The following is a 24,317-nucleotide window of genomic DNA, read 5'->3' on the forward strand; positions in this document are numbered from 1 at the left end:
TCGAGAACGAAACGAAGGGCGACCCCCTGCTGCGGAGGCGGTCTGACGGACAGCCGCTCCACCGCCCGCGACGGCTCGCCGCGGCGGTGCCGTCCCGCGACGACGGGGGGAGAGCGGGGTTTGGATAGCTAGCATCCCCCTTTATAGTCCGTGTGTGGGTGTGTATGCGTGACTATGGCAGAGGAAGAGGTGGAACTCGAAGCGCGGCTGCAGGAACAGGAGTCGTTCGACCCCCCCGAGTCGTTCGTCGAGCAGGCGAACGTCTCGGAACCCGCCATCTACGAGGAGTTCGAGGAGAACTGGCCGGAGAGCTGGGAGCGCGCGGCCGACCTCCTCGACTGGTACGATGACTACGACACCGTCCTCGACGACTCGGACGCGCCCTTCTACAAGTGGTTCAAGGAGGGGACGCTCAACGCCTCCCACGAGTGTCTCGACCGGCATCTCGACGACCGCGGTGACGAGGTCGCCATCGAGTGGGTCGGCGAACTCGGGGAGACACGCACCTACACCTACGCGGAGCTCCACCGCGAGGTGAACGAGTTCGCGGCGGCCCTCCGTGAGCTCGGCGTGGAGGAGGACGACGTGGTCACGATGTACATGCCGATGATTCCGGAGCTCCCCATCGCCATGCTGGCGTGCGCCCGCATCGGTGCCCCCCACTCCGTGGTGTTCGCCGGCTTCTCCGCCGACGCGCTCGCCACCCGGATGACATCCGCCGACTCCGAGTATCTCGTCACCTGTGACGGCTACTACCGTCGCGGGGACGCCCTCGAACACAAGGCGAAGGCCAACGAGGGATTGGACGGAGTCGACCACGACGTGACCGGCATCGTCGTCGACCGGCTGGGTGACGAGTACGACCACCCGATGCGCGACGACGACCACGACTACGGCGACCTCGTCGCCGCACAGGCGGGCGCCGAGGTCGAGCCCGTCGAGCGCGGGGCCGAGGACATGCTCTTTCTCATGTACACCTCCGGCACGACGGGCCAGCCGAAGGGCGTGAAACACACCACGGGTGGCTACCTCTCGTACGTCTCGTGGACCTCCCACGCCGTACTGGACGTGAAGCCCGAGGACACCTACTGGTGTGCCGCCGACATCGGCTGGATCACGGGCCACTCCTACATCGTCTACGGCCCCCTCTCGCTCGGGACCACCTCCGTCATGTACGAGGGGACTCCCGACTACCCGGAGAAGGACCGGATGTGGGAGATCGTCGAGGACTACGACGTGACCCAGCTGTACACCGCGCCCACGGCGATTCGGGCGTTCATGAAGTGGGGCAAGCAGTACCCCGAGAAGCGCGACCTCTCCTCTCTCAGACTGCTGGGAACGGTCGGTGAACCCATCAACCCCCGCGCCTGGAAGTGGTACTACAAGCACATCGGCGGGGAGTCCTGTCCCATCGTCGACACCTGGTGGCAGACCGAGACGGGCGGGATGATGATCACCACCCTCCCCGGCATCGGGACGATGAAACCCGGCTCCGCCGGCCCACCACTCCCCGGTATCGGCGCCGAAATCGTCGACACGAACGGCGACGAGGTGGGGGCCGGCCGCGCCGGCTACCTCACCGTCGACAAGCCGTGGCCCGGGATGCTCCGCACCCTGTACAAGAACGACGAGCGGTTCCTCTCGGAGTACTGGGAGGAGTACTCCGACCCCGACGCAGACGAGTGGGTCTACTTCCCCGAGGACGGCGCGAAGATCGACGACGACGGCTACATCACCGTGCTGGGACGCGTCGACGACGTCATCAACGTCTCCGGCCACCGGCTGGGGACGATGGAGATCGAGTCCGCCATCGTCGGCGTCGAGGGCGTCGCCGAGGCCGCCGTCGTCGGCGGTGACCACGACCTGAAGGGCGAGGCCGTCTACGCCTACGTCATCACGGAGGACGGCTACGAGGGCGACGCGGACCTCGAAGCCCGCATCATCGAGGGCGTCGAGGACGCCATCGGCCCCATCGCGCGGCCCGAAGCGGTCATCTTCACGCCCGAACTGCCGAAGACTCGCTCCGGGAAGATCATGCGCCGCCTGCTCGAGGACATCGCTAACGGCGACGAGCTGGGTGACACCTCCACGCTGCGGAACCCCGAGGTCGTGGAGGACATCGCGAACAAAGTCGGCGAGTGACTCACCTCTAACCCACCTCTACCGCTTCTTTCGATGCTTCGCGACTAGCGACGGTTCCCCGTCAGAACCCGCGCAGATACTGCCGCGGGACCGGCCCCTCGACGCCCAGCGCCTCGGCCGCGTGCAGCGGGAAGTACGGGTCGGTGAGGAACTGCCGGCCGACGATGGCGAGGTCCGCCCGGTCGTTGCGGACGACCGCCTCCGCACCCTCCGGCGTGGTGATACCACCGACCGCGCCGACGAGGGCGTCCGTCTCCTCGCGGACGCGCTCCGCGTAGGGTACCTGATAGTGGACCCCCGTGTAGGGGACCTCCTGGTCGGGCGAGATGGCCCCGGCGCTCACGTCCACGAGGTCGACCAGCTCGTCGATCTCGGCCGCGAGACGCGCGGTGTCCTCTACCGTCCAGCCGCCTTCGATCCAGTCCGTCGCGGAGAATCGGATGAACACCGGGCGCTCGCCGGCCTCCTCGCGGACCGCCTCGGCGACCTCGCGGACGATGCGCGTGCGGCCCTCGAAATCCCCGCCATACGCGTCCTCCCGGGTGTTCGTCACGGGCGAGAGGAACTCGTGGAGCAGGTAGCCGTGGGCCGCGTGGATCTCGACGATGTCGAAGCCCGCGTCGTACGACCGGCGTGCGGCATCTCTGAACGACTCGACCACGTTCTGGATCCCGGCTTCGGAGAGCGCCTCCACCTCGTGTGGCTCGTCGTGGGGCCACGGTTCGTCCGTGGGGCCGACGGGTGTCCAGCCGCGGTCGTCGTGAACCGGGGCACCGCCCTCCGAGGGGCGCTCCGTGGCGGCTTTCCGGCCCGCGTGGGCCAGCTGGATGGCCGACAGCGCGCCGTGGTCGGCGATGAACTCCGTGGTGCGCTCCAGTGCGTCCGCGTGCTCGTCGCTCCAGATACCCAGGTCGTACGGGGAGATGCGACCCCGCGGCTCGACGGCGGCGGCCTCGCTCATGACGATGCCGGCCCCGCCCACTGCGCGAGAGCCCAGATGGACGTGGTGCCACTCGGTGGCGAGTCCGTCCATCGCGTCACAGGAGTACTGACACATCGGGGAGACCATGATGCGGTTCCGCGCCGTTTCCGGACCGATATCGAGGGGGTCGAACAGACCTGGCATTGCCCTCCCTTCGCCGACCCCGGGAAAACCTCTCGCGCTGGCGGGGGGAATTGCCGGCATCGACAGCGCGGCGGGACGACTGACCTTTCACCCTGCGCGTGTGAGTGCGGGTATGACCACACGAGGGACCCGCCATGCGTGAGGCCCACCCCGACGAGCGGAGCGTCGGCGTCGAGTGGTACGTCTCCGACGCCGACGGCGTGGGGGGCCGGCTGAAGGCCCGTGCGGAGGATTTCCGCGTGACCGAGCTCGAACGGTACGACACCGAACCCGTCGACGCGGACCCCGGCTCCTACGCCCACGTCGTCTTCCGGGCGACGCTCAGGAACTGGGACACCAACGACTTCGCCGACGCGCTGGCGAAGAAGCTCGGCATCTCCAGAGAGCGCGTCTCCTGGGCCGGCACGAAGGACAAACGCGCCGTGACGACCCAGCTCTTCTCGGTGAAACTCGACCACGCGGACCTGCCCGAGATCGACGAGGCCGACATCGAAGTGCTCGGCCGCGCGGGCCGTCCCATCCTCTTTGGGGACCTCGCCGGCAACGCCTTCGAGATCACCGTCCGGGAGCCCGACCACCCCGAGCACGCGAGCGCCATCACCGCTTCGTTGGAGGAGTGGGGCGCGGGCGAGGTGGCCGTTCCGAACTTCTTCGGCCCCCAGCGCTTTGGCACCTACCGCCCCGTCACGCACGCCGTCGGCCTCGATATCCTGCGCGGAGAGTGGGAGGAAGCCGTGAAGACCTACGTCTGTACCCGCACCGACTTCGAGCCGGAGGGCACGTACGAAATCCGTGAGAAAATCGACGAGCGCTGGGGTGAGGGGGAGTGGGGACAGCTCACCGAACTGCTCCCCGGCAAGCTCCGGTACGAGCGCGCGCTGCTGCAGGGGCTCGCGGAGAACGGTGGTTCCTCGCCAGAACACTTCCGCGAGGCGCTCGAACGCCTCCCCCGCAACCTCCAGCAGCTGTTCGTTCATGCGGTGCAGTCCTACGCGTTCAACCGCATCCTCTCCGAGCGGCTCGCCCGTGGGTTGCCGTTCCACGAGGCCGTCGCGGGCGACGTGGTCTGTTTCGCCGACAAAGACGCGCCCGATGGGCTCGCGCTCCCCGACACCGACCGCGAACAGCGCGTCTCCGAGAAGCGCCTGCGCTCCATCAACCGTCACTGTGAACGGGGGCGGGCGTTCGTCACTGCCCCGCTCATCGGCACCGACACCGAGTACGGCGACGGCGAACCCGGTGAGATCGAACGCGAGGTGATGGCCGAGCTGGAGCTCACCCGCGAGGACTTCGACCTGCCCGGGAACTTCGACTCGACCGGGATTCGCCGTGCCGTGCAGGTGCGAACGGATATGGAAGTCACAGAGGACCCGCTCACCTTCTCCTTCCGCCTCCCGAAGGGAAGCTACGCGACCACCGTCCTCAGGGAGTATCTGAAGACCGACCCGCTGGATCTGACGTAGCCCGACCAACCCACCGCACGACGACGCTGAACAGTCACGCCGGGTGGGATTGAAAGGGGCTGCTCGCTCGCGCCGGAGGAGCGTCGCCTGCGCGAGCCCTATTCGCGAAGCGAATATCTCGCGCAGCGACCGCGAGCGAGCAGGGGCTTTCGAGGTGTTGGCGGGCACTATTGCAGAACGGCAAGAGGGGGCTTTCGAGGTGTTCTTGAAGACTGTCGGTGCGGTACACCGACAAGAAGAAAAGAGGGAATTATCCGACACCGAATCCACCCAACCAGAATTCCACCATGAGCAAATCGCCCCGCTTATTCGGCGCGATTCCCCAGATGGGGTATGGAGTGTCGGCAGTGTGGAACCCCCCTCGAACGGCCGGGCGACTACTGTCTGGTCTGTCACACTGCCAATACGGACCTCGTGGTGCTCGACATCGGGCGCGAACGGGCGACGGTCACCTGCCTCCTCGATGAGGAGATCGTCGCCCAGCGGACGGTGACGACGCGCCCGGAGACGGCCGAAAAGCGGGCCTCCACGGAGCTGCGAAACTTCGCGGGGCGCATCGCCGACGAGGTGCAGCGCAAGCGCCCCGACGAGGTGTACGCGAAGGGGGACCGGGAGGTCCTGCGGGAGGTGCGGGCCGCCCTCCACTACCCCTTTTACCGCGTGGCCGACGACGACCCCGTCGAGGCCGTCATCGAGCGGCAGGGGGAGCCGGCGCTGGAGGTGGTCGAGAAGTCGCTCGCGGAGAAGCTCGGGGGGAGCCACACCACCCTCATCGGGGGGCGAGCGGGGCGGCGGGCACTCGAAACGGTGGCCGCGCACCCGCACGTGAAGAAGATCATCCCCGGCCCCATCGACGCCGGGGGGTCCTCGACGCGGGGGGGCGTCCGGGCGAAGGCGACCCGGGCGGACACGAACGGGAACGTGCGGCTCATCCTCCGGAACGGCTCCAGCGTCCAGGAGAACCGCGTCGTGACGACGGCGGGCTCCCGTGAACTGGGCGAACGGGTGCGTGCGGACCTGAACGAGGCGCTGCGAGACGCCGACCTCCAGGAGTAACTCAAAGGGTTTATTGCCATGCTGGCCGCATCTGTCGATACTATGAGCAAGAAGCGCAAGTCCGGGAGCGCCGGGCGCTTCGGTGCACGGTACGGTCGCGTGGCGCGACGCCGCGTCGCCGAGATCGAAGACGACATGCGGAACGCCAAGGTCGACGGGGACAAGGTCAAGCGCCTCGGCACCGGTATCTGGGTCAACACCGAGACCGGCGAGAAGTTCGCCGGCGGTGCCTACCGTCCCGAGACGCCGGCCGGCAAGACCGTCCGCCGGTCGCTCCGCGCCGCCCTCGACGAAGAGGAGTAATCTCCCCCGATGAGCTACAAGTGCTCCCGCTGTAAGCGCGACGTCGAACTGGACGAGTACGGCGGCGTCCGCTGTCCGTACTGCGGCCACCGCGTCCTCCTGAAGGAACGCAGCCGCGACATCAAGACCATCGACGTCAACTAAGGTGCTGCACGACGCGGCGCTCGTTTTCGACTACCCGGACGCCGACACCGCGAGTCTCGTCTATCGCGCGGTCTCACAGGAGGCCGGCGAGATAAGCGGCGACCGGACGACCGCCGCGGTCTCCCTCGATGGACCCAGCCTCCACGTCGACATCGACGCCGACGACCTCGTGGCGCTGCGCGCGGGCATCAACACCTGGACGACGCTCGTCGAAGTCGCCGAGGAGACCGCCGCCCTCGGGCGATTCTGACCCGCACACACCTGAATCCCGAAAGCGGGGGTTTTTCACGCCGGAAGCCCTCGGGCCGCGTATGCAGGGTAATCTGCCGCCGGAAGCGCAGGAGAAGATCGAAGAGCTGCAGGACCTCCAGGAGACCGCCCAGCAGGTCGCCGCCCAGAAGCAGCAGGCGGAGACCACGCTGAACGAGTCGCAGACGGCGCTGGAGGCGCTCGACGAGCTCGAGGCCGACACGGAGATGTACCGTGAGGTCGGCGAGCTGCTCGTCAAGACGGACTACGACGAGGCCCACGAGGCGCTCACGGACAAGGTCGACTCGCTCGAGGTCCGCGTCCGCACGCTCGAGAAGCAGGAGGAGCGTGTCCAGGAGCAGTTCGAGAGCCTCCAGCAGGAGCTCCAGCAGATGCTCCAGGGCGGTGCGATGGGCGGCCCGCAGGGTCCGCAGGGCCCCGGCGGCGCGTAAGATGCCAACCGACGAGGAGGTCATCGGGACGGCCTCCGACGCGGCGGAAGGCCTCATCTTCGACCGCTACAAGAAGAGCGAGGTGAAAGACGTGGACGTGACCGTCACGTTCGAGGACGGTGTGCTCGACGTGGACGTCTATCTCAACGCGCCGGGTGACGCGGAGCAGGTCGCCGACGACGCCGCGCTCGCCGCGCAAGCGGCCGTCGACGAACTGTTCGAAGAGTAATCGAGGGACGCGGCCGTTTCGATTTTATCTTCACAGACCCGTGAGCAGCAGCGCTGTGGGTAACCGTGGGTAGTACTTATGCGTTCGTGGGCAATAGTGGGTAACATGGACGACGTAGATGCACGTGACCTCCGCACGAACCGTACTGACGACCGGGGGCGAATCTATCTCGGAACGGAGTATGCGAACAAGCGAGTGACGGTCGCAGTCATCGACGTAGAAGACGATGGTCCGAGCGAGGAGGAGTTAGCAGCGGCATATCGGGACGCATCTGAATCGGCAGAGCAACTCGCGCGGGAGTGGGACGAAACGTCCGAAGAGGCGTGGGACAGCCTCGATGAGTGAACGGCCAACGGTCCGGCGTGGGGACGTCGTCGTTGTTCGATTTGACCCGGCGGAAGGACACGAGATGAAAAAGACCCGGCCGGCAGTCGTCGTCCAGAACGACACCGGAAACAAAAACGCTAGTACGACGATCGTCGCCCCCGCAACAGGAACGTATCGAGGATACCCGTTCGAGGTGTTAATCGAAGCTGATGAGTCACCGTTCAGCAAGGACTCCTCCGTCCGACTCGACCAGATACGGGTCGTCTCCATCGAGAGCCGAGTTCACTCCGTGCTCGGTCGTCTCTCTGACGCAACGATGGATGAAATCGACGACGCGCTAAAACTGAGCCTGGCGCTCGATTAGCCTACGTCAGGAAAAAGAGCAGCACCGACAGCGCCGTCACCGCGAGGATGAACGCGGCGGCGAGCGCCCCACCCATCGAGATCATCGCGTTGGCGTGCGAGGCGAGCGACTCGGTGCGGTCGTTGCCGAACACCGTCACCTCCGCGCGCTCGCTCGCCATCCCCGCCTCGACGGGTTCGAGGTCGGCGGTGGCCTCCGCGACGAGCCCCTGAATGAGGCCGATGAGGTCGTCGTGGTCGACGGCCCCGCCCACCTGATTCGTCGCTTTCACCGTGTTGACGATGTGGGTGTCGGTCGTCATGACCTCGGCGTTGTCCACCTCCAGCGCCGAGACGATGCGGTCGCGGAGGCCGGGTTCCATGTTGTTCCCGTCGACGAGGACGTACGCCGTCCGCTGGTCGTTCGCCTCGGTGACGAGCACGCGGACCCCGAGTGGGCCGATCCCCTCGATGGGCTCCCAGGCCGTGCGGTCCCACGCGACGCCGACGCGGAAGGGGTACCGGGGGGCCGTGGCGAGCTCGTCGCCGGCCTTCCGCGCGGCCTCGATCATGTCGAACGAGCGTTTCGAGCCGGGGACGACGTGGCCCAAATCCTCCCCCTGCAGGCCGTTGTTGCAGTTGTGGGCGTCCGCGAGCATCACCTCACGCAGCCCGCCACCGCGGGCCTCGGCCATCGCGGAGAGCCCCACCGCGTACTCCACGTCGTCGGCGAACTTCGGGGCGTAGGTCGCGGTCATGAACGCGTCGTCGCCGAACGCCTGCGCGAGCAGGGAGGCGTCGCCCTCCTCGATTCGCAGGCTCTCCGTCGCCGCGTCGTGATACTCGATGCGCTCGTGGGCGCGGTCCGCGGCGTCGATGATGGTGTCCACCTCACGGGAGGTGACGAGGTTGAAGTCGTGGCCCGCGGTCGCGTGCGGGGGGAACGCCAGCCCCTCCGCGTGGGCGGCCACCCGCTCGGGGAGGTTCCCACCGCCGATCTCCCCCATCGGGCCCGGGTGGATCATCGGGAGGACGAACCGGGCTTTCTCCTCCTCTTCGGTGCGGAACGAGAGCACGGTGACGGGGACGACGGCCTCCTCGCCGATCTGCTCGAAGAAGTCCTCCAGCTCCCGGGAGCCCTCGGCGATGTGGCCGATGAACCCCCGCAGGAAGTCGAGGACCGAGATGCCCATCGAGCGCTTCCACGGGGTGTCGATGACGAGCAGGAAGAGGTAGACCGCACCCGCATAGAGGGTACAGGTGACCGCGAGGAGGATGAAGTCCTCGGGGCCGACGACGAGCAGTTCCGCGGGGGCGCGTTCGGGTCGCGAGAGGAACGAGCGGGCGATGGGACCACCGACCTCCAGAAAGCGCATCGTCCCGCTGTAGATGAACAGCAGGACGGCGGCGGCGACGGTCTGGATGCTGGCGGGGACGATCGCCACCCGGAGCAGGTGGCCGGAGACGGCCATCACGACGAGCAGGCGGAAGGCGAACACGGAGGCGAGCGCGGCGACGAGCACGTCGAAGACGAAGTTCTGGCCGACGCTCGCGGCGAGGACGGCGATGACGCCGGCGACGACGAGCATCCCGACGACGAGGAGCTCACAGATGAGCGCGAGCAGCGAGGCCCGGTTGGGTGTCAGCTGCCCCCCGAGTCGCCCGTCCACGTAGGGGGTGATGCCCGCCGCGACGACGGTGGGGAGGCCGATGAAGAAGACGCCCTGCCACGCGTCCTCGAGGATGAACCGGGAGTCGAAGGCCGCGACCCCGGCGAGCGCGGCGATGATGAGCGAGAAGGCGACGCTGGAGTACCAGCTGGGGGCCCGGAAGATAAACCGCGAGAGGGAGGCCAGATCGCCCTGCGTTGCAGTCATTGTCTCGACTCCTCGCCCGTGACGGATAAACCTACTCGCACAGGGCGAGGAAGTTCTCGAACACGTCCTCTCCCTGTTCGGTGTGGGCGACCTCCGGGTGCCACTGCACGCCGTAGAGGTCTCGGCCGGTGTCGGCCATCGCCTCGACGCCACAGACGTCGCTCTTCGCGGTGACCGAGAACCCCTCGGGGACCGTCTTCACCTCGTCGGCGTGGCTGGCCCACACTCTCGTCTCAGGGGCGAGCGAGCCGACGAGCGGGTCCTCGTCGTCGAGGATCTCGACGGTCACGTCGGCGTAGCCGCCGTACTCGCCGGAGCCGACGGTGCCGTCCAGCTCGTTGGCGATGAGCTGCATCCCGAGACAGATGCCCAGGACGGGCACGTCGAGTTCGAGGTACTCGGGTGCGCGGCCGATACGGTCCATGTCGGGGCCGCCGGAGAGGACGATGCCGTCCGCCTCCACCTCGCTCGCGGGGGTGTCGTTGTCGACGATCTCCGTGTCGACACCCAGGTCACGCAGCGTCCGGTGTTCGAGGTGTGTGAACTGCCCGTGGTTGTCCACCACGACGATTCGCGTCATTACCGGCGATAGACGGTTGTGGGATAAAAACCCCCTGAAACGCCCGGTTCCATGCAAGGACGTGTATACCACACGGGCTGTCGCGGGGCGGAACCGCACGGCCACGCCCCGGTTTCTCGGAGGACAGACCGCTCAGTCGGGGTCGTACCGCTCCGCGGCGGACTCGAAGGAGAGCTCCGCCAGCTCGCGCGAGCGCCGACCCTCCGCCGCGGCGATGGCTTCCGGGTCCGGCCCCACGTCGTCGTCGATGCGCGCCCACGACGTGTGGACCTTCGCGTGACACCACCGGCAGAGGTAGACGGAGACCTCGTGGCTCATCTCCTTCCGGTCGTCGTCCGGGTACTCGAGGTGGTGCTCCTCGAGGAGGGGTTTCTCTCCCTCTGTCGCGAGCCGCCGCTCCTCGAGGCCACAGCGGATGCACTCGCGGGACTGCTGGCGGGCGCGGAAATGCGGGCAGTCGGCCCAGTCCCACTCCCCGTGGGGGTCCGCCGCAGGACAGCGCAGGTCGTCCGCCCGTCGCTCCGCGGCGAACTCCGGGTCCATCCCCGCATATTGCCCCGCGTAGCCGCACCGGCCGTCGTCCGTGACGTGGTCACACCGCTCCACGACGGCGTAGGGGTCGTCCACCCCGACGGAGGTACCGCGTGGCGTCTTCTCCATGGCGGACCGTGGGCCGCCGGCGGATTGAATCCTGCGACGCTGCACGTCGCCCGACACCACGCTTATCGCCACCCCGGGCGACCCCCCGGTGTGCGTCTCATCAGGAACCCGGAGGGGGGCCGCGAGGTCATCGCCACCGACATCGAGTTCGCGGACTCGCTCGTGACGCAGGGCCGGGGGCTGATGTTCCGGCGGTCGATTCCCGACGACTACGCGCTCGTCTTCCGGTTCGGCGAACTCGGCACAGTCGGGAGTCTCCTCGCCGGGGGGAGCGGCGTCCGGAACCGCGGCCTCCACATGCTGTTCGTCCCGTTCGACATCGACGCGGTGTGGCTCGTCGACGGCGAGGTCCGAGAGGTGCAGCGACTCCGCGCGTGGCGCGGCCACGGGAGCGCGCGGGCGGACACGGTCGTCGAACTGCCCGCCGGCGCGGCCGACTCCGTCGAGGTGGGCGACCAGCTCGTCCTCGGGTAGGCAATACTTGCCAGTCGGACAGCAATATCTGTCTGAAGGCCCCCCTTTATCCGTGGTGACACCCCACGTCTCACTGGCATATGACCGGTGAACGTTTTATTCGGGGGGCACCCGAATACTACCCCTCTCTCAGACAGTAACGTACAGTTCCTAGATACGACCCTTCGCGACGGCGAACAGGCCCCGGGCGTCTCGCTCAGTCCCGACCAGAAGGCCGACATCGCCCGCGCGCTCGACGCGGCCGGCGTCTCCTACATCGAAGCCGGCAGCGCCTGCACCGGGCCGGGCGAGCGGGAGACCATCGAACGGGTCGCCAGCCTCGGGCTCGACGCGAAGGTGACCTCCTTCGCTCGTGGCGTCCAGCGCGACATCGACCTCGCGCTCGACTGCGGTGTGGACGGCGTGAACCTCGTCGTCCCCTCCTCCGAGAAACACATCCAGACGAAGGTGGGAACGAGCCGCGATGGCGTCGTCCAGACGGTCCAGGAGCTCGTCGACTACGCCCGCGACCACGGCCTCTGGGTCGAGGTGCTAGGCGAAGACGGCTCCCGTGCGGACCTCGCGTTCCTCGAGCGCCTCGCCGAGGCCGCCCACGAGGCGGGCGCGGACCGCTTCTGCTACTGCGACACCGTCGGGCACGCGACGCCCGACCGCACGCTCGAAGTGGTCTCCGCGCTCTCCGAATACGGCCCCACGAGCACCCACACCCACGACGACCTCGGATTGGCAGTCACGAACGCCCTCGTCTCCATCGCGGCCGGCGCGGACCTCGTTCATGCGACCGTCAACGGCATCGGTGAACGGGCGGGGAACGTCGCCATGGAGGAGGTCGCCATCGCCCTCTATCACGGCTACGGCGTGGAGACCCTCGAACTCGAGCAGGTGTACGAGCTCGGGCAGGTCGTGGCGAACGCCACGGGCGTTCCGCTCGCCCCCAACAAGGCCGTGCTCGGCGAGAACGCCTTCACTCACGAGTCGGGTATCCACACCGACGGCACGCTGAAGGACGACGCGATGTACGAGCCCTACGCGCCCGAGACGGTCGGGCGGAAACGCCGGCTCGTGCTCGGGAAACACGCCGGCCGCGCCGGTGTCGAGGCCGCGCTCAAGGAGCACGGCGTCGAGGCCGACGACGAGGACCTCAAGGAGGTCGTCGCCCGCGTGAAACAGCTCGGTGACCGCGGCAAGCGCGTCACCGACGCCGACCTGCTCGCCATCGCGGAGGAGGTACAGGGCCGCGAACACGACCGCCGGGTCGAACTGGTGGACCTCACCGCCGCGTCCGGGTCCGGCACCCCGACCGCCTCCGTCCGCCTCCTCGTCGACGGCGAGGAGCGGGTGGCCTCGGGCACCGGAGACGGTCCCGTCGACGCCGCGGTACAGGCCGTCCGCTCCGCGCTCGGCCCCGTCGGCGAGGCGCGACTGGACTCCTACCACGTCGACGCCATCACGGGCGGGACCGACGCCGTCGTCACCGTCGAGGTGGAGATGTCCCGCGGGGACCGCACGGTGACCGTCGCCGCCAGCGATTCGGACATCACCACCGCGTCCGTGCGCGCGATGGTCGACGCGCTCGACCGCCTGCTCGCACAGACGGACGCGCAGGTGCTCGCGGACGACTGACTCACCACCCGTTCTTCGAGCGTCACCGCCGAGCGGTAGCGCCCGGCAGACGCTCAGTCGTCCTCCGTCCGCATCTCGAACTCAGAGGCTGGACGGCCGGCCTCGTCGACGACGGCCGACGCGACCTCGATGGGGCAGTCCATCCGCAGCGCGATCGCGATGGCGTCGGAGGGCCGCGCGTCGAACGTCTTCACCTCCGGTTCCCCCTCGCGGTACTGCACCGCGTCGATCTTCGCGAGGAAGGTGCCGTCCGCGAGCCCGTCGATACGGACCGCGTCGATGGCGCCCCCGAACTCCGCCAGCAGGTCGACGAACAGGTCGTGCGTCAGCGGCCGCTCGAACGGTGTCCCCTCCAGCGCCTGCTGGATCGACTGTGCCTGGTCGTGGCTGATGAAGATGGGGACGACCTCCTCGCGCACGTCGAGGATGACCACGGGAGTGGACGTCTCTCCACGAACGCTCACCCCCAGCCCCCGAACCCGCGCTTGGTGTGTCATAGAGTGACATTGTATAAGGGGGTATGAAAAGCTACCTCCTCGGGCAGTCCGGGGGGACTATCTCCCCGCCCGTCGAAGGGGGGCCGTGAGCTACGTCGTGGAGGTGAAACGGTCCGCCCGGCGCGTCTCCCCGCGTGCGGGGGCGTGGGTGCGCGACGAGGGTGCCGTCCACGATTTCGACTCGAAAGCCCTCGCCCGGAAGTGGGCCCGCAGGCTCTCCCCGCCCGGGCGAAGCGTCTGGGTGCAGGACGCCCCGCCTCATGCGCAGGGAGCGGTGGACGGCTACGTCGTCGGGGGGCGGCGCACTCCTCCTCGAAGAGACCCCGACCCCGGCGAGCAGGCGTCGCTCGCGGAACTCTAACGCTCGCAGCCGAGCTCGTGCGTCGGTCCAGGGTCGGAGTGAATCGGTGAGATGAACAACTCCTCCGCCTCCCCGTTCAGTTCCACGTTGATTCCGTACCGGAACGCGTTCTCCGCGACGTTAGTGACATCTCCCGAGTTCGTCCACCCGTTGTCAGCCTCGGCGGTCATCGTGTACTCTCCCACGATGTCCCCATCGAACACCACCGCTGTCGTGGTCTGCTCTCCTGCGGGCACCTCGTACGTATCCTCGAAGACCACCGATTCGCTCCCGTTTCGGGTGTTCATCACCGTGACGGCGACGGTGTGTGCCGAGTCAAGCGCGTTCCAGACGGTGAGGTCATCGACTGGGTCCTGCTGTTCACAGGAAATCGTGGTGTGCGTGGGAGACTCTGGAGGCGAATCCGTCGGGTCGCCGTCCGACCCGGCGACACACCCGGCGAGGCCGCCCGCGAGAGCGACCCCGCAGGCGTGGAGGAGAGCGCGGCGCGTGGAGGGAGCCATACGAGAATCTTCAGACCCGACGACAAGTACTTTCTCCCCCCACGGGTGAGCCCGCCTGTGAAGAACTGTTTATACCGTTTAACCCCCGAGAGGAGCGTTCAAACCCCCGAAATCGAGTGAACGGCGAGCAACGAAATCACCCCTTGAAGTGGCTCTCTCCCCTTGCAGCGAGTGCAATGTCACGCACCAAACTCGCGGTCGCGGCGCTGGCCGTCCTCGGACTGCTCGTGAGCGCGGGGGCGGCCGCCGCGGCCCCCGGTAACGCACCCGACGACGCGGGCTCGCAGGGGCCACCCGGTGAGCTGCCCGAGCCCGTCCCGGACTTCGTCGGTGACATCCACCAGACGATCAACGACTTCCTGACCGGCAGCATCGAGGCGCTCGGTGAGGCCGTCTCGGGCATCGCAGGCGGTGACGCCGCAGGCGCGAGCGCCGACAACTGACGACTCGCGCGTTCACAACTGACGACTCGCGCGTTCTCCCGTTTCGCGGCCGGTGAGCGACGGCTCCCGTGGAGCCCCCGGTAACTACTCCGCGTCGGGGTCGATCCCTGCGAGCCGCATCGCGTTCCCGGTGACGAGCGTGGTCATCCCCACGTCCCCGGCGAGGACGGCGAGGACGACGCTGACGTAGCCCAGCGGGATGCCCACGGCGAGCAGAGCCTTCACGCCGAGGCTCGCCCAGATGTTCTGCCGGATGACGCCCGTGGCGGTCCGGGAGAGCTCCACGAGATACGGGAGTTTGGCGATGTCGTCCGAGAGGAGGGCGATGTCGGCCGTCTCGATGGCGGTGTCGGAGCCCGCGGCACCCATGGCGATGCCCACCGTCGCGGTGGCGAGTGCGGGCGCGTCGTTGATGCCGTCACCGACCATCGCCACCCGGCCCTCCTCCTCTAAGGCCTCGACGGCCGCCACCTTCTGTTCGGGGAGGAGGCCCGCGCGCACGTCGGTGACACCGACCTCGTCGGCGACGGCCCTGGCGGTGCCCTCGTTGTCCCCGGTGAGCATCACGGTGCGGAGGCCCATCTCGTTCAGCCGCGCGACGGTCGCCTTCGCCTCGGGGCGAACGCCGTCGGCGACGGCGATGATACCCTCGACCTCCTCGTCGGTGCCGACGAGGACGACCGTCTTCCCCTCGCGCTGGAGACGGGGGACGAGGTCGTGCACGAGGTCGAGACAGCCGGCCTGCTCGCACTGCGCCGCGGTGGAGGCGGGGAGCTCCCCCGCGTCGGTCGTGAAGTGGACGTGCGAGAGGTCGAAGCCCAGCTCGTCGAACAGCCCCGGCGCGCCAGCGTAGTGGGTCTTGCCTCCCAGTTCCGCGCGGACGCCCTTCCCGGCGAGCGCCTCGAACCCCTCGACTTCGGGGCCGTGACCCTCCCGTTCGGCAGCCGTGCCGTTCGCCTCGGCGTGGTCGACGATGGCCGACGCGATGGGGTGTTCCGACCGCGTTTCGAGCCCGCGGGCACAGGCGAGCACGTCCGCCTCGCTGTTGCCGTTGAGCGGCACCACGTCCGTCACTTCGAGGTCTCCCGTCGTCAGCGTCCCCGTCTTGTCGAACGCGACGATGCCGACCTCCCCCATCGCTTCGAGGTGGTCACCACCCTTCACGAGCACGCCGTTGCGGGCCGCGGCGGTGACGCCCGAAACCACGGTGACGGGCGTGGAGATGACGAACGCGCAGGGACAGGCGATGACGAGCAGGGCGATCCCGCGGACGAACCACGTCACCGGGTCCCCAGAGAAGAACAGGGGCGGGACCGCCGCCGTCAGCACTGCGAAGGCGACGACGAGCGGCGTGTAGTAGCTCGCGAACCGGTCGACGAACTGCTCGCGTTTGGTCTGGCGCGACTGCGCGTCCTCGACCAGCTCGATGACCCGGGAGAGGGTGTTCTCGTCGCTCGTCGCCGTGGTCTCCACCTCGAGATAGCCGTGTTCGTTCACCGTTCCGGCGTACACCTCGTCGCCGGGCTCCTTGTCCACGGGGACGGACTCACCCGTGATGGGAGCCTGATTCACGGCCGATTCGCCGGCGGTGACGCGGCCGTCGAGGGGGATCTTCGCCCCCGGTTCGACGATGACGGTCTCCCCCCTCGAGACGGTCTCGACGGGGACGGTCTCGCGCTCGCCGTTCCGGCGAACGACCGCGGTTTCGGGCGCGAGTTCGAGCAGCTCCGCGAGCGAGGAGCGCGCGCGGTCAACGGAGTAGGTCTCTAAGAGTTCCGCGACGTTGAACAGCACCGCGAGCGAGGCGGCCTCGACGTAGAGTTCCGCGCCCGTGAACAGCGAGACCCCCGTCGCGCCGAGGATGGCCGCACTCATCAGGAAGTCGATGTCGAGCGAGAACGTCCGTGCCGAGCGGTAGCCGGCCCGGAGGATGACCTCGCCACCGACGGCGATGGCGACGAGGAGCAGGAGGTCCCCCAGTGGAAGGGGCAGCCCCACCTCGACGCCGAGGGCGCCCGTCACGAGCCCGAGTGTGGCGAAGACGGCCGCGACGGCCGTCCGCTTCGCCCGCCGCGAGCCCCACACGTCGCTCCGGAGGTCGTCGGCGTCGGTGGAGTCGATACCCGTCACCTCGTAGCCCGCGGCCTCGACCGCGCGAACCGCCCGCTCCCGGCGCTCCTCGTCCCCGTCGTAGCTGACGACGACCCGGCCCGTCGCAGGGGCGAGGTCGTACGCCGTGAACCCGGCGTCATCGAGCGCCGTCGAGACGTGCCCCGCACAGGAGGCGCAGTCCATCGAGGGCACCCGGAGGGTCAGCCGGCGCTCACTCGTCGAATCGGTCATTACCCGGAATTCGAGCGCCGACGGTATTAACTCAGCTGTTACGTACTCACCCATCATTCACAAAAAAGAGGGCATACACGGGGTAGAGTTAATAATCGAGGGCGGCAGCTCGGCGGGGAACGAGGGACAAAAGCGGGGGAGGGGACTGGCCGACGGGGGTGGGGGGGGAGAAGTCGAGTCCGGGGAGGCTCGACTGGCCAGCGCCCCTAATATCATTCACGTTCTTCATAATATTAATTCTTTTCCTCATCGACGAAGTCCACGCCGCGAACGCGCCGTTTTTACCCCGGCGCTCCCAAGCCGGCGCATGGAAACCGAACTGAGCCGGAAGCAGGCCGTCCTCGCCGTGGTTCCCTTCCTCGCGCTCGGTGTCGCGGACGTCGTCCTACTCCTGCTGTGGGGGCTCGACCCGCTGTGGGGCTTCATGATCCTCCCGCCCATCCTCTTCGTCTCCGTCCTCGCGTGGATCGCCTTCCGCGGGGGGCTCGCACAGGACCGGACGGGCGACCCCGCCGAGACGTAGGGAGTCCTAAACGCCCGGCGTCGGCGCGTACGACTGGTCGCGCGCCACCACCGTCTCGGGCACGAACTTCACGAACACCGACGACTCCGCCGGGTTGGTGATGAAACTCCGGAACCGTGGGTCCCACGCGTCCGGGTCCGGGCCCAGATACCGCGAGAGCAGGCGTTTCCCGCGCTCCCGCTCGAACGGCACCACCGACGCCGCCCCGCGCATCCCGACGTGCTGGATCAACCCCCGCGTGGAGTCGGAGTCCACGACACCCACCGCACACCGCGGGTCCTGCTCCACCCGCCCCGGAAACGAGTCCGTCTCTCTATCGCCGTTGATCCACATCACCCCATCCTCCCAGAGATACCAGACCGGCGATTCGCGGGGACCAGCGTCACACGTCGTCGCCAGATGCGCGAACAGCGGCCGCGAGAGGAAGATGTCGATGTCCGGGCCGAGCGTGTCCTCGACGATTTCCATGCCTCGCCGTTGGGGTGTGAGCGGATAGGTGTGGCGAATATTGCCGTGAAATGGTAGCAGGGGGCACAGTGGGCGAGTCCGTTACTCGTCCAGCACGTCACGCATACCGTTCGTTAGCAACAGCACCCCGAATTCGACCCCGATGAGCGCGTTACCCCCGAACCGCGGGTCCGTAAGCGACACGACCGCAGGGACCAGATAGACAGCGAGGAGGAGGAATCCGACGAGGAGCTGTGTCAGGTGTATCGCGGCGGGAAGACGATTTTTCATGCATCAGACACTACCGAGGAGACAATAGCTGTAGCGGGAATTCGAGGAGTGAGACGCGAAGCGGCATTCAAGCAGTGAGACGCGAAGCGGCATTCAAGGAGTGAGATTTGAACCACGGTCGGAGCGAAGCTCCTCCCTGCTTCAAATCTCACCGTGGCGCTTCGACGCTCACGGCCGCGAGCGACCGCTTTGCGTGTCGCTCGCGGGCTTGTTCGCGTCAGAAGCGCCGAGGGTGAGATTTGAACTCACGTGTCCGTGAGGACAGCAGATTTCGAATCTGCCGCCTTGGCCGGGCTAGGCTACCTCGGCTCATCACCACCTTCCCCGCGGACGGTTTAGTCGGTTTCGATTTTCGGCCCGAACGCCTATGATAACACGGCGCATAGTTCGACTGATGTTCCGACGGAGCTGCATCCTCGTCGCGCGGGTACACCGGCGCGGGCGCGACGAGCCAGAGACCACGGAGGAGCCGCCCATCGCGACCCCGGCGTACGACGGCTGGTGAGGCCGAACGCGCGGACCGCCGGTGACCACCCGATTTCTGTCCGGAACCACTAAACAGCCAGCCGACCGGACTCGGATATGGATATCCAGACCGCCCACGAGGACTGTCTCGCGGTGCTCGATGCCGTCTCCGAGGCGGTCATCGCCGACGAGACGTTCCTCGAGACCGTCCTCACCGGGGCCGTCGCGCGCGGTCACGTCCTCCTCGAGGACGTGCCGGGGACGGGGAAGACGCTCACCGCCCGGTCGCTCGCCACAGCCCTCGGCCTCTCCTTCTCCCGCGTGCAGTTCACCCCGGACCTGCTGCCCTCCGACGTAACCGGGACGCACGTGTTCAACGAACGCGACCGCGAGTTCGAGTTCCGCGAGGGCCCCATCTTCGCGAACGTCGTCCTCGCCGACGAGATCAACCGCGCGCCGCCGAAGACGCAGGCCGCGCTCCTCGAGGCGATGGAGGAGGAGCAGGTGACCGTCGACGGCGAGACCCACGAACTGCCGGACCCGTTCTTCGTCATCGCGACGCAGAACCCCGTCGAGCAGGGCGGGACGTTCCCGCTCCCCGAGGCGCAGCTCGACCGCTTCGCCGTCAAGACGGCGGTGGGCTACCCCGACGAGGCCGGCGAGATCGAGATCCTCCGCCGGCGTGCGGGCCGGGCCGAGCGGTCGCCCGCCATCGAGCCCGTGCTCTCACCCGACCGGGTCCGGGCGCTGCGCGAGGCCCCCGAGTCCGTCCGCGTCGAGGACGACCTGCTCGCGTACATGGCCGCGCTCACCCGCGCGACCCGACGGGACCGCCGCGTCCAGATCGGCGTCTCCCCCCGTGGGACCCAGCGGCTGTTCGAGGCGTCACGGGCCCGCGCCGTCGTCGCCGGCCGGGCGTTCGTCACCCCGGACGACGTGAAACGCGTCGCCGTCCCCGTGCTGGCCCACCGGCTGGTTCTCACCCCCGACGCCCGCGTCGAGGAGGTCGAGAAGCGACGAATCATCGAGGACGTACTGGACGAGACGCCCGTCCCGACGCTCTAGCGACGCTCCGCGAACGCCTCCAGTCCTCGCACCAGGGGACGCATGTAGTTCTCCGTGTAGGCGTCCACGTCGTTCTGCAGGAGGTTGAATCGCTGATAACACATCGCCGAGACGATCTCGCGGTACTCCTCCATCGAGAGGTCGCTCGCCGGTTCGCCCGTTCCGGGCGGGCAGTCCTCGGGCCGGAGCGGGAGAAAGAGGAAGTAGTCGAGCGCGGTCGCGTCGGGGTCGCAGTACCGGAGGTCGGCCACCCCGCCGTCCACGCCGGGGATGTGCGCGGTGATGACGGCCGCGTCCCCGACGAGCGGGCCGTCCTCGATGCTCTCGGCGTCCGCGACGGTCAGCCCGAGGACGACGGCGAGCAGGGGGATGTCGGGCGCCTCGGCACACACCTCCCGGACGGTGTCGAGCGAGTCCTCGAACCGGGCCGCGAACTGCTCGTCGGAGAGCGACTGGAGGGTGTTGTACAGCGCGCCGATGGAGCGCGAGTCGTCAGAGCAGGCGTCCCGGAGGTCGTCGGGCAGGTCGTGTTCCAGCGCGAGGGTGTCGGTCATGGGGCCGCTTCGGCCTCGAACGTAAAAATCCCCGTCAGCGGAGCGCCGCGGCGAGCGCGAGCGCCCCGAACAGCAGGAGGACGAGCGCCGCGACCGGCCGCGTGCCGGTGACGAGCCGGAACACCGTATAACAGAGCCCGGTGCCGACCGCGAGCACGCTCGTCGTCGCCGCGGCGTGGACCAGCTCCGCCCGGGCCGTCGCCGCCTCGCGCCCCAGCTGGGCGGCCATCCCGAGCCCGTTGTCGCCCACGTCCCACGCGAGCACCGCCGTCGCCGTCGCGAGCAGCAACGCCTCGGGCGCGACGCCGAACACCCCACCGAGGAGCACGCCCCCGAGCAGCAGCACCGTCCCCGCGCCGACCGCCCGGCCGACCGCGCGGTCGAGCCCCACGAGCAGGACGAGCAGGCCGATGCCGGCGACCCCCGCGGCGACCGGCACCGAGGCGAGCGCGACGACCGCGACCGTCCCCGCGAGCGCCGCCAGCCCGACCGAGAGCCGGGAGGGGCGTTCCGTCACGCGGACCACCTCGTCGCGGCCGTCGCCAGCGCGGCGGCCAGCGACTCGTCGCCCCAGTCGAGCACGCGTATCCCCGCTCGCCGGAGCGCGGAGAGCCGGAGCTGTCGTTCCGCCGCGGCGAGCCGCTGGCCGGCCGTCTCCCGACCCGAGGGGTCCGGGCTGATGACCGTCACCCCGTGACCGTAGGCCGTCAGGCGCTTCGCCGCCTCCACGATGTCGTCGTCCGCGAGCGGCGAGAACAGCACGAGCTGGGCGTTCGCCGGGAGATGCCGGCGCAGGCGGTCCAGCCGCAGCGAGGCGAAAAAGGGCTCGTCAGAAGGCGTCGGCGGGAACGCCTCGTCCGTCCCGAGGAGCGCGCGGGCCTTCGCCCGGTGGTCCGCCCCCGTCGCGGGCGCGAGCCACGTCCACTCGGGGCCGAACGCCGCGAGGCCCACTCTGTCTCCGGTGTCGAGCAGGCTCGTGAACGCCTCGCCCGCGGCCGCGACGCTGCGTTCGACCGCGCTCGGCCCGTCCCCCGGCGGGGAGAGATACGCCTCCGTACGGGTGTCGACGACGAGGACGACCTCCGCGGCGCGTTCCTGCCGGTACTCGACGGTGGCGAACTCACCCGTTCTGGCCGCGCGCGCCCAGTCGATGCGGGAGAGGGGGTCACCCTTCCGGTACTCGCGGACGGCGTGGAACTCCGTGCCCGCGCCACCGGCGTCGGTACCCACTCGGCCAGTGTAGGGCGTCGTCTGCGCGAGCAGCGGCAGGGGGAGTCCCTCCGTCAGCTGCGGGGCACACCGGAGCGTCGTCTCGACGGGGAGCGCGAGTTCACGCTCCACGGCCCCGGAGAACCCCCGAACGAGCGCCGTGACGGGGTCGAACGCGTGTTTCCCGCGGCCCGCACGGACGGTGTAGCGGTACGTCACCGCCTTGCCGGGCCGCAACGCCGTGGCGTGTCTGGGCGACCCCTCGACCACGTCGAGCCCCTCCGGCACGCCGTCGACGATCCGGAGGTCCGGCACGGTCGTGTCGCCGGCGTTCTCGATTCGGAGGGTGACCGTCACCGCCGTCCCGGGGTCGGGGTGCTCGTCGGAGAGGCGGCGCTCGACGTGCAGCTCGGCCTCGGGAGGTGACGCGGCCGCGGCGTAGGCGGCGAGGACGATGCCCACCGCGCCCGCGAGCAGGAGGCTCGGCCGGCCGAACAGCACCCCCACGCCGCCGGCGAACAGCGCGAGGGCGTTCACCCCCCGCCAGCGGTCCGTTCGCCGGTCGATGGCCTGTCCCGGGGCCGGCCGGCGGTCGGGTGCCCGCGGGTCGGAGAGCGAGTGCCGGTTCATTTCCCGCCCTCCAGCCGCTCGTGGAGCGCGACCGCCACCCGGCGGGCGTGGCGCTGGAACGCCGTCTCCCCTTTGATCGCCCCCCACACCGAGTCGGCGAGCGACCCGGTCGTCCCCTCCGCGAAGAACGCCGCGGCCATCGGGTCGTCGGTCCACTCACCCGTCTCGAGCATGGCGTGGGCCCGCTCGCGGGAGTGCCCCTCGTGGACGAGGACGTTCACGGCCGTCGTCTCCAGGCGTTCGCGGACGGTCGCCCGCAGCTCCGCGGCCGTGCGACCGTCCGCCCGCGAGAGCCGCGCGAGCAGATCGTCGAACGCCGCGCCGGGGGCCGGAACGGTGCGCCGTTCTTCCACCGCCGGGAGGTCCGCCCGCAGGCGCTCGCTCTCGAGGCGGGCGCGGGCCGCCCCCACCCCGGTGAGAACCGCGAAGACGCCGAGGCCGGCGACGAGCAGGTACGTCGGCGAGACGGTTCCGGCGAGCGAGGGGCGGACGACGACGGCGAGCCCCCCGACCGCCGCGAGGGCCCCGAGCGTGACGAGCGGCCTCATTCCGCTCCCTCCTCGCCCTCCCGGGGGGACCCCTGCGCCTCGATGCGCCGGAGGCAGTCGACGGCGCGCCGTTCGCGCTCCGCGGAGGGGTCGGCACCCCCGTATCTGACCGCCTCGAACAGCGCCGTGAGTTCGGCCACGTCTGCCGGATCGAGACCCGCGTCGACCGCGGCCTCGGCGAACTCCGTCGGCGTGCTGGCGTTCGGGTTGGGGACGTCGAGCAGGTCGGTCATCTCCCGCCAGGCGCGGTAGATCTCGTTGTCGACGACGGCCCCCCGGACGATGCGGTCGGCGGCCTCGCCGGCCACCCGCGCGAGCTGTTCGGGGTCGCCCGACCCGCTCTCAGTCGGGGGGTCGGGGACGGCCTCCTCGTCACCGGTCGCCCGGAAGAGGACGAGCCCCGCGCCGACGACGGCGAGGACGAGCAGGAGGCCGAACGCCGCGGGCGGGTCGGCGGTCGGGACGCCCTGCTGGTCGCCACCCGACTCCCCGCCGCCGGGGAGCGCGGGGGTCCCCTCGCTTCCGATACCGCCGGAGCCGTTCTGGGCGAACTCACCCGCGGACTGGGCGAACACGAGGTAGATGAAGACGAGCATCACGCTACCCGCGAGGAGGACCACGACGACCCCCCGGAAGCCGTACTCCTCGTAGAACTGGTAGAGGCCGAGCAAGCCGGCAACGGCGACGATGGCGAGGACGAGATACAGGAGGTAGCGGAAGAGGTCGCTCGCGTCCGAGGTGTCGGCGGGGTCGAGCCCGCCGAGGCTGAACGAGCTATCGGAGCCGATACCGGTCGCGTCGCCGTCGCTCACCCCGCTCCCCCCCTCGCCGGTGGGGGTGCTGTCGAGGGTCGCGGCCGCGGCGCTGAGCGCGAGCACCGCGAGGAGGGCGACGACGAGTGCACGGAGACGGCTGTCCACGGGGAGGCTAGCGAACCCGCGGAGTTAGGCGTTTCCACGGGGGTGCCGGTCAGTCGGAACTCGTCGCTTCGGCCCGGCGCTCCCCGTAGGTCTCGCGGAACTCGTGGATGAGCTGGCCCATCTGCGCGTACCAGTCGTTCAACATCCGCTGCATCTCGTCGGCGAGTTCCTCCGGAGCGCGCGGCGAGAAGACGTGGTAGTAACCACCCTGCTCGTAGTTCACCTGCTGTTTCTCGAGGAATCCGGCGTCCAGCAGGCGCTGGATGGAGCGGTAGGCCGTCGAGCGCTCGCGTTCGACCGCCGCGGCCACCTCGTCGACGGTCAGGGGCTCGGTGGCGTCAGCGAGCGTCCGGAACACCTCGCGGTCCAGTTCCGTGAGACCGTGGAAACAGTCGAGCAGGCTCTCACACGCCATATCCTGCTGGAGCATCTCCGCAAGCGAGTCGGGCATTGGTCGTTCGATACGTGATT

Annotated in this window: 31 protein-coding genes and 1 tRNA gene; 16 read left to right on the plus strand and 16 right to left on the minus strand. The window is 68.9% G+C overall.

Annotated elements, in window-relative coordinates; genetic code table 11:
- Positions 1 to 174: 174 nt before the first annotated feature.
- A complete protein-coding gene (gene acs / locus ACQUQR_RS07835) occupies positions 175 to 2,142 on the plus strand; it encodes an acetate--CoA ligase (RefSeq protein ID WP_435195902.1) in 1,968 nt (655 codons plus the stop codon).
- Between the two features lie 61 nt (positions 2,143 to 2,203).
- Here the strand turns inward: acs and ACQUQR_RS07840 are convergent, their stop codons facing one another.
- Positions 2,204 to 3,268, minus strand: a complete 1,065-nt coding sequence (locus tag ACQUQR_RS07840) for an NADH:flavin oxidoreductase/NADH oxidase (protein WP_435195903.1) — start codon at positions 3,266 to 3,268, stop codon at positions 2,204 to 2,206.
- Positions 3,269 to 3,402: 134 nt separating this feature from the next.
- Here ACQUQR_RS07840 and truD point away from each other — a divergent pair, with 134 nt between their 5' ends.
- From truD to ACQUQR_RS07885, 9 genes are all read left to right on the plus strand, one after another.
- A complete protein-coding gene (gene truD / locus ACQUQR_RS07845) occupies positions 3,403 to 4,731 on the plus strand; it encodes a tRNA pseudouridine(13) synthase TruD (protein WP_435195904.1) in 1,329 nt (442 codons plus the stop codon).
- 333 nt (positions 4,732 to 5,064) lie between these two features.
- Positions 5,065 to 5,787, plus strand: a complete 723-nt coding sequence (locus ACQUQR_RS07850; protein WP_435195905.1) for a DUF2103 domain-containing protein — start codon at positions 5,065 to 5,067, stop codon at positions 5,785 to 5,787.
- 42 nt (positions 5,788 to 5,829) lie between these two features.
- A complete protein-coding gene (locus tag ACQUQR_RS07855) occupies positions 5,830 to 6,090 on the plus strand; it encodes a 50S ribosomal protein L37ae (RefSeq protein WP_435195906.1) in 261 nt (86 codons plus the stop codon).
- Positions 6,091 to 6,099: 9 nt separating this feature from the next.
- A complete protein-coding gene (locus tag ACQUQR_RS07860) occupies positions 6,100 to 6,234 on the plus strand; it encodes a DNA-directed RNA polymerase subunit P (protein WP_435195907.1) in 135 nt (44 codons plus the stop codon).
- Between the two features lies 1 nt (position 6,235).
- On the plus strand, positions 6,236 to 6,484 hold the full coding sequence (locus ACQUQR_RS07865) for a KEOPS complex subunit Pcc1 (RefSeq protein WP_435195908.1): 249 nt from the start codon (positions 6,236 to 6,238) through the stop codon (positions 6,482 to 6,484).
- Positions 6,485 to 6,545: 61 nt separating this feature from the next.
- The gene (locus ACQUQR_RS07870) at positions 6,546 to 6,935 is read left to right on the plus strand and encodes a prefoldin subunit beta (protein WP_435195909.1); all 390 of its coding nucleotides are present in this window, start codon (positions 6,546 to 6,548) and stop codon (positions 6,933 to 6,935) included.
- 1 nt (position 6,936) lies between these two features.
- Complete coding sequence (locus ACQUQR_RS07875; protein WP_435195910.1) at positions 6,937 to 7,164, plus strand: DUF3194 domain-containing protein; 228 nt, start codon at positions 6,937 to 6,939, stop codon at positions 7,162 to 7,164.
- A gap of 105 nt (positions 7,165 to 7,269) precedes the next feature.
- The gene (locus tag ACQUQR_RS07880) at positions 7,270 to 7,509 is read left to right on the plus strand and encodes a hypothetical protein (RefSeq protein ID WP_435195911.1); all 240 of its coding nucleotides are present in this window, start codon (positions 7,270 to 7,272) and stop codon (positions 7,507 to 7,509) included.
- On the plus strand, positions 7,502 to 7,855 hold the full coding sequence (locus ACQUQR_RS07885) for a type II toxin-antitoxin system PemK/MazF family toxin (protein ID WP_435195912.1): 354 nt from the start codon (positions 7,502 to 7,504) through the stop codon (positions 7,853 to 7,855). The genes ACQUQR_RS07880 and ACQUQR_RS07885 overlap by 8 nt, the downstream gene beginning before the upstream one ends.
- Position 7,856: 1 nt before the next feature.
- On the opposite strand, the gene ACQUQR_RS07890 is transcribed toward ACQUQR_RS07885, so the two are convergent.
- From ACQUQR_RS07890 to ACQUQR_RS07900, 3 genes are all read right to left on the minus strand, one after another.
- Positions 7,857 to 9,710: a DUF2070 family protein gene (locus ACQUQR_RS07890; protein ID WP_435195913.1), complete on the minus strand. Its 1,854-nt coding sequence runs from the start codon at positions 9,708 to 9,710 to the stop codon at positions 7,857 to 7,859.
- Positions 9,711 to 9,741: 31 nt separating this feature from the next.
- Positions 9,742 to 10,290: a GMP synthase subunit A gene (locus ACQUQR_RS07895; RefSeq protein ID WP_435195914.1), complete on the minus strand. Its 549-nt coding sequence runs from the start codon at positions 10,288 to 10,290 to the stop codon at positions 9,742 to 9,744.
- A 132-nt stretch (positions 10,291 to 10,422) separates the two neighbouring features.
- Positions 10,423 to 10,950 carry a DUF7097 family protein gene (locus ACQUQR_RS07900; protein ID WP_435195915.1) on the minus strand — a complete coding sequence of 176 codons (528 nt, stop codon included), beginning with the start codon at positions 10,948 to 10,950 and terminating at the stop codon, positions 10,423 to 10,425.
- Between the two features lie 90 nt (positions 10,951 to 11,040).
- Between ACQUQR_RS07900 and ACQUQR_RS07905 the strand changes: the two genes are divergently transcribed.
- Together ACQUQR_RS07905 and ACQUQR_RS07910 are read left to right on the plus strand one after the other, a co-directional pair.
- The gene (locus ACQUQR_RS07905) at positions 11,041 to 11,424 is read left to right on the plus strand and encodes a DUF192 domain-containing protein (RefSeq protein ID WP_435195916.1); all 384 of its coding nucleotides are present in this window, start codon (positions 11,041 to 11,043) and stop codon (positions 11,422 to 11,424) included.
- Between the two features lie 87 nt (positions 11,425 to 11,511).
- Positions 11,512 to 13,047, plus strand: coding sequence for a (R)-citramalate synthase (locus tag ACQUQR_RS07910; RefSeq protein WP_435195917.1), 1,536 nt, complete (start codon positions 11,512 to 11,514; stop codon positions 13,045 to 13,047).
- A 53-nt stretch (positions 13,048 to 13,100) separates the two neighbouring features.
- Here ACQUQR_RS07910 and ACQUQR_RS07915 read toward each other — a convergent pair whose 3' ends face one another.
- Positions 13,101 to 13,544, minus strand: a complete 444-nt coding sequence (locus ACQUQR_RS07915) for a bifunctional nuclease family protein (RefSeq protein ID WP_435195918.1) — start codon at positions 13,542 to 13,544, stop codon at positions 13,101 to 13,103.
- Positions 13,545 to 13,629: 85 nt separating this feature from the next.
- On the opposite strand from ACQUQR_RS07915, the gene ACQUQR_RS07920 reads away from it, so the two are divergent.
- On the plus strand, positions 13,630 to 13,905 hold the full coding sequence (locus ACQUQR_RS07920) for a hypothetical protein (RefSeq protein ID WP_435195919.1): 276 nt from the start codon (positions 13,630 to 13,632) through the stop codon (positions 13,903 to 13,905).
- Here the strand turns inward: ACQUQR_RS07920 and ACQUQR_RS07925 are convergent.
- Positions 13,902 to 14,408 carry a hypothetical protein gene (locus tag ACQUQR_RS07925; RefSeq protein ID WP_435195920.1) on the minus strand — a complete coding sequence of 169 codons (507 nt, stop codon included), beginning with the start codon at positions 14,406 to 14,408 and terminating at the stop codon, positions 13,902 to 13,904. The genes ACQUQR_RS07920 and ACQUQR_RS07925 overlap by 4 nt on opposite strands.
- A 176-nt stretch (positions 14,409 to 14,584) precedes the next feature.
- On the opposite strand from ACQUQR_RS07925, the gene ACQUQR_RS07930 reads away from it, so the two are divergent.
- Positions 14,585 to 14,851: a hypothetical protein gene (locus ACQUQR_RS07930; RefSeq protein ID WP_435195921.1), complete on the plus strand. Its 267-nt coding sequence runs from the start codon at positions 14,585 to 14,587 to the stop codon at positions 14,849 to 14,851.
- An 84-nt stretch (positions 14,852 to 14,935) separates the two neighbouring features.
- Here the strand turns inward: ACQUQR_RS07930 and ACQUQR_RS07935 are convergent, their stop codons facing one another.
- Positions 14,936 to 17,194, minus strand: a complete 2,259-nt coding sequence (locus ACQUQR_RS07935) for a heavy metal translocating P-type ATPase (protein WP_435195922.1) — start codon at positions 17,192 to 17,194, stop codon at positions 14,936 to 14,938.
- A 307-nt stretch (positions 17,195 to 17,501) separates the two neighbouring features.
- Here ACQUQR_RS07935 and ACQUQR_RS07940 point away from each other — a divergent pair, with 307 nt between their 5' ends.
- Positions 17,502 to 17,717 carry a hypothetical protein gene (locus ACQUQR_RS07940; RefSeq protein WP_435195923.1) on the plus strand — a complete coding sequence of 72 codons (216 nt, stop codon included), beginning with the start codon at positions 17,502 to 17,504 and terminating at the stop codon, positions 17,715 to 17,717.
- A gap of 6 nt (positions 17,718 to 17,723) precedes the next feature.
- On the opposite strand, the gene ACQUQR_RS07945 is transcribed toward ACQUQR_RS07940, so the two are convergent.
- The 3 genes from ACQUQR_RS07945 to ACQUQR_RS07955 form a co-directional block, all read right to left on the minus strand.
- A complete protein-coding gene (locus ACQUQR_RS07945) occupies positions 17,724 to 18,185 on the minus strand; it encodes a pyridoxamine 5'-phosphate oxidase family protein (RefSeq protein WP_435195924.1) in 462 nt (153 codons plus the stop codon).
- 81 nt (positions 18,186 to 18,266) lie between these two features.
- Positions 18,267 to 18,455, minus strand: coding sequence for a hypothetical protein (locus ACQUQR_RS07950; protein WP_435195925.1), 189 nt, complete (start codon positions 18,453 to 18,455; stop codon positions 18,267 to 18,269).
- Positions 18,456 to 18,679: 224 nt separating this feature from the next.
- Positions 18,680 to 18,764: transfer RNA gene (locus ACQUQR_RS07955), tRNA-Ser, on the minus strand.
- A 273-nt stretch (positions 18,765 to 19,037) separates the two neighbouring features.
- On the opposite strand from ACQUQR_RS07955, the gene ACQUQR_RS07960 reads away from it, so the two are divergent.
- Positions 19,038 to 19,985, plus strand: a complete 948-nt coding sequence (locus ACQUQR_RS07960; RefSeq protein ID WP_435195926.1) for an AAA family ATPase — start codon at positions 19,038 to 19,040, stop codon at positions 19,983 to 19,985.
- Here the strand turns inward: ACQUQR_RS07960 and ACQUQR_RS07965 are convergent.
- From ACQUQR_RS07965 to ACQUQR_RS07990, 6 genes are read right to left on the minus strand one after another with little or no spacing between them, the layout of a single operon-like run.
- Positions 19,982 to 20,539, minus strand: a complete 558-nt coding sequence (locus ACQUQR_RS07965; RefSeq protein ID WP_435195927.1) for a hypothetical protein — start codon at positions 20,537 to 20,539, stop codon at positions 19,982 to 19,984. The two genes, ACQUQR_RS07960 and ACQUQR_RS07965, sit on opposite strands and share 4 nt — an antisense overlap.
- Before the next feature lie 34 nt (positions 20,540 to 20,573).
- Complete coding sequence (locus ACQUQR_RS07970) at positions 20,574 to 21,056, minus strand: DUF7519 family protein (RefSeq protein ID WP_435195928.1); 483 nt, start codon at positions 21,054 to 21,056, stop codon at positions 20,574 to 20,576.
- Positions 21,053 to 22,378 carry a DUF58 domain-containing protein gene (locus ACQUQR_RS07975; RefSeq protein WP_435195929.1) on the minus strand — a complete coding sequence of 442 codons (1,326 nt, stop codon included), beginning with the start codon at positions 22,376 to 22,378 and terminating at the stop codon, positions 21,053 to 21,055. The genes ACQUQR_RS07970 and ACQUQR_RS07975 overlap by 4 nt, the downstream gene beginning before the upstream one ends.
- Positions 22,375 to 22,926: a DUF7269 family protein gene (locus ACQUQR_RS07980; RefSeq protein ID WP_435195930.1), complete on the minus strand. Its 552-nt coding sequence runs from the start codon at positions 22,924 to 22,926 to the stop codon at positions 22,375 to 22,377. The genes ACQUQR_RS07975 and ACQUQR_RS07980 overlap by 4 nt, the downstream gene beginning before the upstream one ends.
- A complete protein-coding gene (locus ACQUQR_RS07985) occupies positions 22,923 to 23,846 on the minus strand; it encodes a DUF4129 domain-containing protein (RefSeq protein ID WP_435195931.1) in 924 nt (307 codons plus the stop codon). The genes ACQUQR_RS07980 and ACQUQR_RS07985 overlap by 4 nt, the downstream gene beginning before the upstream one ends.
- A 49-nt stretch (positions 23,847 to 23,895) precedes the next feature.
- On the minus strand, positions 23,896 to 24,297 hold the full coding sequence (locus ACQUQR_RS07990) for a helix-turn-helix domain-containing protein (RefSeq protein ID WP_435195932.1): 402 nt from the start codon (positions 24,295 to 24,297) through the stop codon (positions 23,896 to 23,898).
- Positions 24,298 to 24,317: the final 20 nt, after the last annotated feature.

Origin of the sequence: Natronomonas sp. EA1 (assembly GCF_051195035.1) — an archaeon.
GTDB lineage: Archaea > Halobacteriota > Halobacteria > Halobacteriales > Haloarculaceae > JBNTJV01.